The sequence below is a fragment of the Candidatus Rokuibacteriota bacterium genome (assembly GCA_016188005.1).
In the GTDB taxonomy this organism is placed as follows: domain Bacteria; phylum Methylomirabilota; class Methylomirabilia; order Rokubacteriales; family CSP1-6; genus UBA12499.
The window spans coordinates 1-11653 of record JACPIQ010000020.1 but is presented as its reverse complement, the minus strand read 5'-3'; the positions used below and the strand labels follow the sequence as shown (position 1 = coordinate 11653).

General features: G+C 70.8%; 12 protein-coding genes. 11 read left to right on the top strand and 1 reads right to left on the bottom strand.

The window, feature by feature from the left end; genetic code table 11:
- The 7 genes from HYV93_05205 to HYV93_05175 all read left to right on the top strand — a co-directional run.
- Window positions 1–537: aminopeptidase P family protein (locus HYV93_05205; protein MBI2525362.1), on the top strand; the 537-nt coding region annotated here is incomplete at its 5' end.
- A 19-nt stretch (window positions 538–556) separates the two neighbouring features.
- On the top strand, window positions 557–1459 hold the full coding sequence (locus tag HYV93_05200) for an LLM class flavin-dependent oxidoreductase (GenBank protein MBI2525361.1): 903 nt from the start codon (window positions 557–559) through the stop codon (window positions 1457–1459).
- Window positions 1460–1469: 10 nt separating this feature from the next.
- A complete protein-coding gene (locus HYV93_05195; protein ID MBI2525360.1) occupies window positions 1470–2711 on the top strand; it encodes an ABC transporter substrate-binding protein in 1242 nt (413 codons plus the stop codon).
- Between the two features lie 91 nt (window positions 2712–2802).
- Window positions 2803–3657 carry a branched-chain amino acid ABC transporter permease gene (locus tag HYV93_05190; protein ID MBI2525359.1) on the top strand — a complete coding sequence of 285 codons (855 nt, stop codon included), beginning with the start codon at window positions 2803–2805 and terminating at the stop codon, window positions 3655–3657.
- Complete coding sequence (locus tag HYV93_05185; GenBank protein ID MBI2525358.1) at window positions 3657–4601, top strand: branched-chain amino acid ABC transporter permease; 945 nt, start codon at window positions 3657–3659, stop codon at window positions 4599–4601. Before HYV93_05190 ends, HYV93_05185 begins: the two co-directional genes overlap by 1 nt.
- Window positions 4601–5380, top strand: a complete 780-nt coding sequence (locus HYV93_05180; GenBank protein ID MBI2525357.1) for an ABC transporter ATP-binding protein — start codon at window positions 4601–4603, stop codon at window positions 5378–5380. The genes HYV93_05185 and HYV93_05180 overlap by 1 nt, the downstream gene beginning before the upstream one ends.
- Window positions 5374–6066 carry an ABC transporter ATP-binding protein gene (locus HYV93_05175; GenBank protein MBI2525356.1) on the top strand — a complete coding sequence of 231 codons (693 nt, stop codon included), beginning with the start codon at window positions 5374–5376 and terminating at the stop codon, window positions 6064–6066. The genes HYV93_05180 and HYV93_05175 overlap by 7 nt, the downstream gene beginning before the upstream one ends.
- 105 nt (window positions 6067–6171) lie before the next feature.
- On the opposite strand, the gene HYV93_05170 is transcribed toward HYV93_05175, so the two are convergent.
- Entirely contained in the window at window positions 6172–7047 is an 876-nt protein-coding gene (locus HYV93_05170; GenBank protein ID MBI2525355.1) for a cupin domain-containing protein, read from the bottom strand.
- A gap of 205 nt (window positions 7048–7252) precedes the next feature.
- Here HYV93_05170 and HYV93_05165 point away from each other — a divergent pair, with 205 nt between their 5' ends.
- From HYV93_05165 to HYV93_05150, 4 genes are all read left to right on the top strand, one after another.
- A complete protein-coding gene (locus HYV93_05165) occupies window positions 7253–8458 on the top strand; it encodes an amino acid ABC transporter substrate-binding protein (GenBank protein ID MBI2525354.1) in 1206 nt (401 codons plus the stop codon).
- Window positions 8459–8483: 25 nt separating this feature from the next.
- The gene (locus HYV93_05160) at window positions 8484–9335 is read left to right on the top strand and encodes a branched-chain amino acid ABC transporter permease (GenBank protein MBI2525353.1); all 852 of its coding nucleotides are present in this window, start codon (window positions 8484–8486) and stop codon (window positions 9333–9335) included.
- A gap of 1 nt (window position 9336) precedes the next feature.
- Entirely contained in the window at window positions 9337–11109 is a 1773-nt protein-coding gene (locus HYV93_05155) for an ATP-binding cassette domain-containing protein (GenBank protein MBI2525352.1), read from the top strand.
- On the top strand, window positions 11102–11653 hold a 552-nt coding region (locus tag HYV93_05150; GenBank protein ID MBI2525351.1), incomplete at its 3' end, for an ABC transporter ATP-binding protein. The genes HYV93_05155 and HYV93_05150, both read left to right, overlap by 8 nt.

Genomic DNA, 11653 nt, shown 5'->3' with positions numbered 1-11653 from the left:
GCCTACTTCGACATCTGCCACTCCTTCACGGGCTACCGGACGTGCTACTACCGCACCTTCGCCGTCGGCAGCGCCTCCCCGGCCATGGGCGACGCCTACAAGCGCTGCCGCGAGGACCTGGACCGGGCCATCGCCATGATCAAGCCGGGCATCACCACCGCTGACATCGCCAGCATCTGGCCGCGCGCCCAGGAGTTCGGCTTCCCCAACGAGGAGTCCTGCTTCGGGCTCCAGTTCGGCCACGGCGTGGGGCTCAACGGGTGGGAGCAGCCGGTGGTCAGCCGCCTGGTCTCCCTCGACCACCCCGTGACCATCGAGGCCGGCATGGTGATGGCCCTCGAGACGTACTGGCCCTCCACCGACGGCTGGTCGGCGGCCCGCATCGAGGAGGAGGTCGTCGTGACCGAGACGGGCCACGAGCTCATCACGCGCTTCCCGGCCGAGACCCTGCTCGTGGCCGGCGCGCCCTACTGGACGGGGACCGGGCCCCTGGCCACCACGCGCGAGCTGGAGCCCGGGCCGCGCAACGGACGCTGAGCCACAGGGAGAGCATGCGATGAAGATCGGGATGGCGCTGCCCGCGCAGGCCGCAGGCGTGACGCGACGAGACGTGCTTGGCTTCGCCGAGCGCGTCGAGCGTCATGGGCTCGACTCCATCTGGTCGCTGGACCGGCTCGTCTACGAGAGCCTGGCGCCGCTGCCGGCGCTGGCGGCGGCGGCGGCCGTCACCGAGCGCGTCACGCTCGGCACCTCGATTCTCCTGGCCAACCTGTGGAACCCCGTGCTGCTGGCCAAGGAGGTCGCCACGCTGCAGCGGCTGAGCGAGGGCCGGTTCATCCTCGGCATGGCGCTGGGCGCGCGCGAGCCGGACTTCCAGGCAGCCGGCGTGTCGATGAAGACCCGCGCCCGGCGGTTCGAGGAGACCGTGGCCATCGTCCGGCAGGCCGCCGCCGGCCACCCCATCGCGCACCAGGGCTCGGTGTTCCAGATCCAGGTCGGCCCGGTGGCGCTGCCGGGCAGCCGGGTGCCCCCGCTGTGGCTCGGGGGGTTCGCCGAGGCCGCGGTGCGGCGCGCCGTGCGCCTCGGCGACGGCTTCCTCGTCGGCGGCCGCGGACCCGCCTACGCGCGCGAGGCCGTGCCGCTGGTCCGGAAGCTGGCGGCCGAGGCCGGCCGCGACCCCAAGACCTTCCCCATCGCCGCCGGGATGTACGGGCATTTCGACTCCGACCGCGATCGCGCGACCCGCACCATGGCGGATTACATCCAGGCGTACTACGGGCGGCTGATCTTCGACCCCCCCGCGGGCTCGATCGTCGGCGGGGTCCCCGAGGCCGTCGCCCGCATCAGGGAGTACGCGGCCCTCGACATCGACACCCTCCTGATCGTGCCCGTGACCCGGGATCCCGAGCAGGTGGACCGGCTCGCCGAGGCCGTCGCGGCGTTCCGGCAGGCCCAGTGAGGAGGCGAACATGAAAAAGCACCTGGTGCTCGCTCTGGTGGCGCTCTTCGCGGCGGCGGTTCTCGCCCCCGCCGCTCCCGCGGCCGACAAGCCGCCGATCAAGATCGGCTTCATCGTGCCGAAGACCGGCAACTTCGCCCAGTTCGGCATCGACATGCTCAACGGCTTCAAGCTCTACCTGAGCGAGATCGACTACACGATCGCCGGGCGGAAGATCGAGCTGATCGAGGAGGACGAGGGCGCCACGCCGGCCAACGCGGTGACCAAGGCCCGCAAGCTCATCCAGCACGACAAGGTCCACCTGATGGGGGGCCTCCTCATGGCGGCCGCGGCGTACGCGGTGGCGCCCGTCGTCCAGGAAGCGGAGGTCCCGCTCGTGATCACGGTCGCCGCCTCCGATGACCTGACCCAGCGCAAGGCCTCCAAGTACCTCGCCCGCGTGAGTCTCACGGGTGGAGAGCACGGCCACGTGGCCGGCGACTACGCCTACAGGAAGCTGGGCTGGCGGAAGGTGGCCGTGGTCGCCATGGACTACGGCTGGGGCCACGAGGTGACCGGTGGCTTCCAGCGCGTGTTCGAGGAGCTCGGCGGCCAGGTCATCCAGAAGATCTGGACGCCCGTCATCACCACCGACTTCGGCCCCTACGTCGCGAGCCTCAAGCCCGAGGCCGACGGCATCCTGGACGTCGTGACCGGCGCCGCCTCGATCCGGTTGATCGGCGAGCTCCGGAAGGCCGGCGTCCTGGACAAGAAGAAGGTCCTCGCGGCCGGCACGGCGACCGACGAGACGCTGCTGCCCGCGCTCGGCGACACCGCCCTCGGCGTGCTGACGTTCCTCCCGTGGAGCCAGGCGCTCGACACGCCCGAGAACAAGCGGTTCGTCCAGCGGATCAAGCAGGTGACCAAGAAGGACTACGTGGGGTTCTCCGGCGCGATCAACTACGGGGCGGCCATGTGGATCGCCGAGGCGATCCGGCAGGTCGGCGGCGACGTGGAGAACAAGGAGAAGTTCTTCAAGACGCTCCGGGCCACCGAGATCAAGAGCTCGCCGCGGGGACCGATCAAGGTCGACAAGTACGGGCACATCATCCAGAACATCTACATCCGCCGCGTCGACAAGGTCGGGAGCCTCTACCAGAACACCGTCATCGACACCTACCCTGCGGTCTCCCAGTTCTGGAAGTACAACCCGGAGGAGTACCTCAAGCAGCCGATCTACAGCCGCGACAACCCGCCCTGCAAGCATTGTTGAGCCCGGGCCGCGCCAGGATCCCGGGTGAGGAGCGTTGAGCGAGACGGGCGGGTGAGGCCGCGGGCCGGCACCCCCGCCGCCGGCTAGGGCCATGGAGTTCTGGGTCAACCAGGCGTTCAACGGGGTCTCCTACGCCGCGCTGCTGTTCCTCCTCGGCGGCGGCCTCACCCTGATCTTCGGCGTGATGAAGGTCGTCAACATCGCGCACGGCTCGTTCTATCTCGTGGGAGGGTATCTCGGCGTCGCGCTCGTCGCCGCCACCGGCAACTTCTACGTGGCCCTGCTCGCGTCGGCACTGGTCGTCGCGCTCGGCGGAGCGGTCCTCGAGCGCGTCTTCCTGCGTGCCGTCGAGGGCGATGACCTCCGGCAGATGCTGCTGACCATGGGCATCGCACTGTTCGTCCAGGACGCCTGCCTGCTCGTCTGGGGTGGCGACCCCTTCAACCTCCGTGGGCCGGCGTACTTCTCCCAGAGCGTGAAGGTCGCCGGCTTCACCTTCCCGATCCTCCGGCTCTTCATGATCGGCTCCGCGGGCGTCCTCTTCGCGGTGCTCTGGTGGTTCCAGGAGCGGACGCGTGCCGGCGCGATGGTCCGCGCTGCCGTCGACAATGCCGAGATGACCGAGGCCCTCGGCATCAACGTGCCAATCTTGAGAATGGCCGTCTTCGCCCTCGGGGCGCTGCTGGCCGGGTTCGCCGGCGTGGTGGGCTCGGCGTTCATGGGCATCTATCCCGGGCTCGACTTCGAGATCCTGCCGTACGCGTTCGTGGTGGTGATCGTGGGCGGCATGGGCAGCCTCGGCGGCGCCCTCGCCGCAGCCCTCGTCCTCGGGCTCCTCGACAACTTCGGGAAGGCGCTGTTCCCGGAGATCTCGTACTTCACGCTGTTCGCGCCCATGGGCATCGTGCTCGCCTTCCGGCCGACGGGGCTCTTCGGGAGGGCGTGATGGACGTCGCGGCGACCGGCGCGCCGATGCGTCTCGTGGCCGGGCTCGGGATCGTGCTCGCGGGCATCGCCGTGCTCCCGCCCGTCCTGCCGAGCTACGTCGTGATCCTCATGACCGAGGGCCTCATCTACGCCATCGCGGCGGCGAGCCTGGATCTGCTCCTGGGCTTCACGGGGCTCCCCTCCCTCGGCCACTCCGCCTTCTTCGCAGTCGGCGCATACACCACGGCGATCCTCGTCACCTACCACCAGGCGTCCTTCGCCGTCGCCCTCGTCGCCAGCATCGCGCTCGCGGCCGCGGTCTCGGGGGGACTCGCCATCCTGGTGCTTCGCGCGACCGGCATCTACTTCATGATGATCACGCTCGCCGTCGCGCTGTGCGCGTGGGGGCTCGCGTACCGCTGGGTCTCGCTGACCGGCGGCGACACCGGGATCGTCGGCGTGCCGCGGCCTCGCGTGCCCGGCATCGGCCTCGCGGCGGGCACGCTGCCGTTCTACTACGCGGTGCTGGCCCTCTTCGCCATCTGCCTCGCCCTCTACCTGCTCCTCATCTGGTCGCCCTTCGGCAAGACGCTGGTGGGCATCCGGGACAGCGAGAGCCGGATGCGCGTGCTCGGCTACAACGTCTATCTCCACAAGTACCTCGCGCTGGTGATCGCCGGCGCGTTCGCCGGCGTCGCCGGCAGCCTCTACGCCTACTACAACGGCTTCGTCGGCCCGAACACCGTGGACCTCGCACACTCGATGCAGTTCGTCCTGATGGTGATCGTCGGGGGACCCGGCACGCTCGTCGGGCCCCTGATCGGCGCCTTCGTGATCACCTTCCTGGAGAAGATGGTGAGCGTGTTCACGGAGCGCTGGGTGATGGTCCTGGCCGCCGCCTACGTCGTGACCGCGCTGTGGGCGCCGCGGGGGATGCTCGGCCTCCTCAGGGCGACGCGGTGATGCCTCACGCCGAGGACCTCGCCACGCCGGCGATCGAATGCGACGGTGTCACGCGCCGGTTCGGGGGCCTGGAGGCGGTGAGCCAGGTCTCCCTGCGGCTGGCCGCCGGCGAGCGTCGGGCCATCATCGGCCCGAACGGGGCCGGCAAGACCACGCTGTTCCGGATGATCAGCGGCGAGATGCCGCTCACGGCGGGACGGGTGCGGCTCTTCGGCCGCGACATCACCACGATGCCGTGTCACCGCCGTACGCACCTCGGGCTCGGCCGCACATTCCAGATCACGAACCTCTTCCCCACGCTCAGCGTGCTCGACAACCTCATTCTCGCGGCCCTCGGCCTCGAGCGGACGAAGTTCTCGATGCTCCGGCCGCTCTGGACCTACCGGGAGCCCCGCGCCCGCGCGCTCGAGGTCCTCGAGACGGTCGGTCTCGCCGACAAGCGCGACGGAATCGTGCGTACCCTGTCCCACGGCGAGCAACGGCAGATCGAGATGGCGCTGGCGCTCCTGGCGCACCCGCGCGTGCTCCTGCTCGACGAGCCGACTGCCGGACTCTCGCCGGCGGAGTCGGCGCTCATGACGCGCGCGATCCAGAAGCTCGACCGCGGGATCTCGATTCTCCTCATCGAGCATGACATGGACGTCGTCTTCGATATCGTGGACCGGATCACCGTGCTCCACCTCGGCCGCTTCTTCGCCGAGGGCTCGCCCGCCGAGGTGAGGACGGATCCGCGCGTGCAGGAGATCTACTTCGGCGCGGGCGAGATCATGGCATGCTGAAGGTCGACGACCTCCACACCTACTACGGCGACAGCCACATCCTCCAGGGCGTGTCGCTCGAGATCCCGCGCGCGGGGATCGTCGGCATCCTCGGGCGGAACGGCGCCGGCAAGACCACGCTCGTCCGGTCGGTGATGGGCTTCACGCCGGCGCGCCGCGGCCGGATCCTGTTCGACGAGGCGGAGATCACGCGCCTCCGGCCGTATCGCATCGCGCGGCTGGGCATCTGCATCGTGGCGCAGGGGCGCCAGATCTTCCCGTCGCTCGATGTCGCCGAGACGCTCGCGGTCGGCGCCCGGCCGAAGCCGGACGGGTGGACTGCCGAGAAGGTCTACGAGCTGTTCCCGCCGCTCCGCGAGCGCGCGCGCCATCCGGCAGGACGCCTGTCGGGGGGCGAGCAGCAGATGCTGGCCATCGGGCGGAGCCTGATGACCAACCCCTCGCTTCTCCTGCTCGACGAGCCGACGGAGGGGCTCTCACCGCTCTACATCGAGACGGTCGGGCACGTCATCCGCACGCTGCAGCAGAGGGGGATGTCGATGCTGCTCGTGGAGCAGCGGCTGCGATTCGCCCTGCTCTACTCCGACTACGTCCACATCATGAGCCGCGGCAAGATCGTTCACTCCTCGTCGCCGCAAGAGCTGGCCAAGGACGAGGACGTGCGGGCGAGATACCTCGGCGTCTGACGCCGGCCGGGCGGGCAATCACACTCCATGCGGATCCACGGGCGGGCGGCGAGGGCGTCGGGCGCGGGACCCCCCGGAGGGCTGCGATCCGGCCCTGCCGGCGCGTCAGTCGGCCGGCAGCCGCTGACCCAGGTAGTCCCAGTCACGGTTGAAGCGGTACGAGTGCTGGCGGGGCGGCTGCGGCGCCTGCGTCTCGAGCCAGCGCACCCTCGCATCGGTCCGGTTGTAGAAGGCGTGGACCGAGCCGACGCCGGTCCAGAAGACGTCCCCGGGGCGCAGCACGTAGGACCGGCCGTCCGCGACCCCCTCGACCTCGCCCTCGAGCATGAAGTAGGCCTCCTCGAAGGGATGGTCGTGGGGGTGCGCGACGCCGCCGGCCTGGTACTCGACCATGAACATCGTCAGGAGATTCGCCTCCAGGCGCTGGTCAACGAGCATCTTGACGGCGATGCCGCTGTAGGCGAGGAGGGCCGTCGCCATGCTGGCGGAGACGGTGGGCTCGCTGACGGCGCTGCCCCGCTTCAGCCGGTCCACGTCCATCTGCCCCTCGTCGAGGCGGAAGAAGTGCCGGCAGCGCGGGTCGCGGATGTCGAGCGGCCGAGGGCGGTCGCCGAAGGCGGGCTCGGGCGTGAAGAAGGTGTCGGGGGGCTCCGTGTGCGGGTCCCGCGGACGGGGCGCCTGCATGTCGAGCCAGCGGCACGCGCGCGCGCCGAGGTTCCGCCAGGCGTGAGGGACGCCGAGAGGGATCAGCCCGCACTGCTGCGGCGCCAGCTCGAAGGTCTCGCCGCCCAGGGCGAGCTGCGGCGTGCCCTCGAGGACGAAGAAGGCCTCCTCGTGCGAGTGCACGTGCCCGCTCTGGTGCCCCCCGGGGGAGAGCTCGCAGGCCCCGAAGCCCATGTGAACCGAGCCCGCCACCCCGTCGACCAGCGACTGCCGACGGAAGCCGGTGCTCCGCCCGCGGTAGGCGTCGGGCGTGGACATGGCCGCGGGAGCCAGACGGCCGACGTGATGCATGGCGGCTCCTCTCGGCGGCGGTAGGGTGCCCGGCGGCCCGGACACCCCGCCGCGGCGGTGCCGGGCGTCCCATATATGCAGCGCGGCGGGCGCCTGTCAAGTCGTGGGAGCGGGGGTGGCGTGTGGGACTGACGGCCGAGGTCATCGTGGATCGCATCCAGGAGGGACGTTCATGACGCTCAGACACCGTGGATTCCTCAGCGCACTTGCCGGTCTCACCATCCTCGCCCTGGTCGCCGCGGCAGGCGCCGCCCCCTCCGGGCAGCCGATCCGCGTCGGCGGCACGCTGGCCCTCACCGGACCGCTGGCGGCGACCGCGCTCGTGCACAAGATCGTCGGCGAGATCTACGTGGAGCAGCTCAACAAGAAGACCGGGCTCCTGGGCCGGCCGGTCGAGTGGGTCCTGTTCGACGACCAGTCGAAGCCCGACCTCACGCGCACGCTCTACGAGAAGCTGATCACCGTCGACAAGGTCGACGTGCTCATCGGCCCCTACGCGACCGGCGGCATCCTCTCGGCCATGGCCGTCGCCCAGCGCCACGAGAAGATGCTCGTGCACCATTCCTTCGGCATCCCGCACCTGGCGAAGTACGAGATGCACTTCCCGACCTGGCCCATCGGCCCGGAGCCGGCGCGGACGTTCCCCAACCTGCTCTTCGACGCGCTGGCCTCCTCCGCCAAGCCCCCGAAGACGGTCGCCATCGTGACGAGCAAGTTCCCCTCGGTGCACTTCATGTCCGTGGGCGCCCGCGAGGTGGCGGCGAAACGCGGCCTCCGCGAGGTGCTCTATCTCGAGTTCGAGTTCGGCAACCGGGACTTCGGCGCCATCGCGGCACGCGTCCGCGACGCGAACCCCGACTTCATGTGGATGGGGGCCATCGGGCTCGAGGGCAACGGGCTCCTCGAGGCGCTGAAGAAGCTCGACTACACGCCCAAGAGCCACTTCTACCTCTATCCGGCGCCGGGCCCGCTGGCGCTGGCCCCGGAGGGCAAGTACGCGCTCTCCAGCACGGCCTTCGAGGAGCATCCGCCGCTCACCTCGAATCCCACGGCCGCCGAGTTCGTGAAGCTCTTCCGCGAGCGGGCCGCGAAGGCCGGCCTGCCCTACCAGTCGGCCGACGTCCAGGCGGGCGGCTCCTACGCGGCCTGGCAGCTCATCCAGGCGTCGGTGGAGGCGACCAAGAGCCTGGACGACAAGACCCGCGCCAAGTGGCTCAGGCAGAACCGCGTCGACACCATCCTCGGCAAGCTCCGGTTCGACGGCCCCAACAACTACGGGGACGACCTCTCCAAGGTGAAGCAGGTCCAGAACGGCAAGTGGCTGATCGTCTGGCCCAAGGAGTTCGCGGCGCCGGGCGCCCGGCTCCTGGTGCCCTGAGGGGCGCCGCCCGGGCCCCCGCGGCATGCCGAGCCTGACGCTCCTCGGGCAGTCGCTCCTCTCCGGGCTCTTCATCGGAGGGCTGTACGGCCTGCTGGGGCTCGGGCTCGGCCTCTCCTGGGGGCTCCTGCGCCTGATCAACCTGGCGCACTTCGCGCTGGTGTTCCTGGGCGCGTACCTCACCTACCACCTCGCCGGGACCGGCGGGATGAATCCCTTCCTGACGGTGCTGCTCATCGCGCCCGCCTTCTTCGTGCTGGGGGTGGCGCTGCAGTGGGCCTTCGACGCGTTCCGCGTCAACGAGCTCGCGTCGCTGCTGGTCACCTTCGGCCTCACCGTGGTCATCGAGAGCGTGATCCAGTGGGTGTGGACGGCCGACTTCCGGCGCCTCGAGTCCCCGTACGCGACCATGTCGTTCCGTCTCGGCCCGCTGTTCGTGCCGGTGACCGAGCTCTGCATGCTGCTCGCGGCCGCGGCGCTGTCGTTCCTGACGTGGGCATGGCTGCGCTTCACCTGGGTCGGCAAGGGCATGCGGGCGAGCGTCGAGGACCCGGACATCGCCGCGGCCTTCGGCGTCTCCCCCCGGCGGCTGGCGCTGCTGCTCTCGGGCGTCGGGGCAGCCTACGCCGGCGTGGCGGGGACCTTCGTGGCGCTCGTCTACACGCTGGCGCCCTCGCAGATCTATGCGTGGATCGGCGTGGTCTTCGCCGTCGTCATCCTCGGCGGCCTCGGCAATCCGCTGGGCCCCCTGGTGGCGGGCATCGGCATCGGGCTGAGCGAGTCGGTCACCATGGCGGTAGCGGAGCCTTCCTGGGCGCCGCTGGTGTCCTTCGCGCTGCTCATCCTTGTCCTGGTGCTCCGGCCCGATCGGCTCTGACATGCCGCGACCGGCCGGCGCCGCCGCCTTCCTCGTGGCAGGACTCGCCCTCGCGCTCGTCCCGGCCCTCCGCCCGCCGGCCTTCGTCGAGTCCTTCCTCTACCTGGTCTTCCACTGGATCGCGCTCGCCACCTCATGGACCATCCTCAGCGGCTTCTCGGGCTACTTCTCGTTCGGCCACGGCGCGTTCTTCGGCGCCGGCATGTACGCCGCGGCGACGCTGGCCGTCAGCTTCGGCATGCCCTTCGCGTGGACCTTGCCCGCCGCCGGGGGCGTGGCGGCGCTCCTGGGCCTGGGGGTCGGGGCGGTGGTGTTCCGCGTCCGACGGCTCCGGGGAGAACTGTTCGCGCTGCTGACGCTCGCGGTCACCTTCGTGCTGGCCACCATCGTGCTCAACACGCGGATCGACGGCGGCCCCGGGGTGTTCCTGGCCGCGGTGGCGGTCCCGAAGATCTTCGCCAGCGCGGCGTCCACGATCTACGTGCTGGGCCTGGCCGTGGCGCTGGCCGCGGTGGGCGCCGCCTGGATCGTGCAGGGCGCCCGGCTCGGCCGGGGCCTCTTCGCCATCGCCGACGACGAGGACGTGGCTGAAGTGCTGGGCGTCCCCACCTACCGCTTCAAGCTCATCGCCCTCGGTCTCTCCTGCTTCCTGGCCGGCGTGGCCGGGGGCATCCACGCGATCTTCGTCACCTACGTCACCGTGGCCGAGACCTTCTCGATCACGGTGCCGCTCTACGTCGTCCTCATGTGCGTGCTGGGCGGCGCCCGGCACTGGCTGGGCCCGGCCGTGGGGGCCACGTTCGTGACCCTCCTCACCTACGCCTTCGTCGGGGGAGAGTGGGCCGTCGTCGGGCGCGCCGTGGTCGGGCTCACGCTCATCGCGGTGATCCTCTTCCTGCCCCAGGGGCTCTTCGGGCTCGTGGGCCGCCGCCGCCCCGGCCGGGCCCCCGCGGCGGTGCCGGCCGGCGAGCCGGCCCCGGCCGCCAGCCGGCTCCTGTCCCAGCCAGCCCCCGACGGGAGCGCGCCCCCCGGGCGGGGGCCGGCCTCCCGCCCGCTGGTGCGCTGCGAGGGCGTGCGCAAGGCCTTCCACGGCGTCCAGGCGCTGGCCGGCGTTGACTTCGAGATCCGCGAGGGGGAGATCCTGGGCCTCGTCGGGCCCAACGGCTCCGGCAAGTCGACGCTCGTCAACGTCATCAGCGGCTATTACCGTCCAGACGCGGGCCGCATCCTCCTCGACGGGAGGGACCTCGCCCACCAAGCCGGCCATCGCATCGCCGGGCTCGGCGTGGCCCGCACGTACCAGATCCCGCGGCCGTTCCCGCGCCTGACGGTTCTCGATAACGTCACCCTCGCCGGCATGTTCGGCGGCGCGGCCCTCGACGGTGGCCAAGCCGAGCGGGAGGCCCGCCGTTGGCTCGACTTCGTCGGGCTCGCCGACCGCGCCTCGGCGCTGCCGACGGAGCTGAACCTGCATCAGCGCAAGTTCCTCGAGCTCGCGCGCGCGCTGGCCTCGGGGCCCCGGCTCGTCCTCCTGGACGAGGTCCTGTCGGGCCTGACGCCCGCGGAGATCGGCGAGGCGCTCGCGCTCGTGCGGGAGATCCGCCGGCGGGGCGCCACCATCCTCTTCATCGAGCACATCATGCGGGCCGTGGTCGACCTGACCGACCGGGTGGTGGTGCTGAACTACGGCCAGCTGATCGCCGAGGGCCGGCCGCGCGACGTCATCCGGCAGCCGGAGGTCGTGGCCGCCTATCTCGGGAAGGCCTATGCTTGAGGCCGAAGGCCTGCACGTCGGATACGGGGACGCCCCCGCCCTGTGGGACATCTCGCTCACGGTCGGCGACGGCGAGCTCGTCGCCGTGGTCGGCCCCAACGGCGCCGGCAAGACGACGCTGATCAACGCGATCGCCCGCTTGCTGCCGATCCGGCGCGGCCGTGTGCGCCTCGATGGCGTCGACGTCACGCACACCACCCCCCAGGAGGTGTGCCAGGGCGGTGTCGCGATCATTCCCGAGGGCCGGCGGCTCTTCGGCGGCATGACCGTGGAGGAGAATCTCGAGATCGGGTGCTACCGGCGGGCCGCGCGCCGCGCGCGGAGCGAGAGCCTCGAGCGTGTCTACGCGATCTTCCCGATCCTCGGCGAACGGCACCGGCAGCTGGCCGGCTCCCTCTCGGGCGGGCAGCAGCAGATGCTGGCCATCGGGCGGGCGCTGATGGCCCGGCCGCGGCTGCTCTTGGTCGACGAACCCTCGCTCGGCCTGGCCCCGGCGGTGGTCGACCAGGTCTTCGAGGTCGTGCAGGCGATCCACCGCGACGGC

Excerpts from the sequence above, each read along its gene's own strand:
- HYV93_05160 (MBI2525353.1), top strand. The coding sequence starts at position 8,484 with ATGCCGAGCCTGACGCTCCTCGGGCAGTCGCTCCTCTCCGGGCTCTTC.
- HYV93_05175 (MBI2525356.1), top strand. The coding sequence starts at position 5,374 with ATGCTGAAGGTCGACGACCTCCACACCTACTACGGCGACAGCCACATC.
- HYV93_05180 (MBI2525357.1), top strand. The coding sequence starts at position 4,601 with ATGCCTCACGCCGAGGACCTCGCCACGCCGGCGATCGAATGCGACGGT.
- HYV93_05190 (MBI2525359.1), top strand. The coding sequence starts at position 2,803 with ATGGAGTTCTGGGTCAACCAGGCGTTCAACGGGGTCTCCTACGCCGCG.
- HYV93_05200 (MBI2525361.1), top strand. The coding sequence starts at position 557 with ATGAAGATCGGGATGGCGCTGCCCGCGCAGGCCGCAGGCGTGACGCGA.
- HYV93_05155 (MBI2525352.1), top strand. The coding sequence starts at position 9,337 with ATGCCGCGACCGGCCGGCGCCGCCGCCTTCCTCGTGGCAGGACTCGCC.
- HYV93_05185 (MBI2525358.1), top strand. The coding sequence starts at position 3,657 with ATGGACGTCGCGGCGACCGGCGCGCCGATGCGTCTCGTGGCCGGGCTC.
- HYV93_05170 (MBI2525355.1), bottom strand. The coding sequence starts at position 7,047 with ATGTCCACGCCCGACGCCTACCGCGGGCGGAGCACCGGCTTCCGTCGG.
- HYV93_05195 (MBI2525360.1), top strand. The coding sequence starts at position 1,470 with ATGAAAAAGCACCTGGTGCTCGCTCTGGTGGCGCTCTTCGCGGCGGCG.
- HYV93_05165 (MBI2525354.1), top strand. The coding sequence starts at position 7,253 with ATGACGCTCAGACACCGTGGATTCCTCAGCGCACTTGCCGGTCTCACC.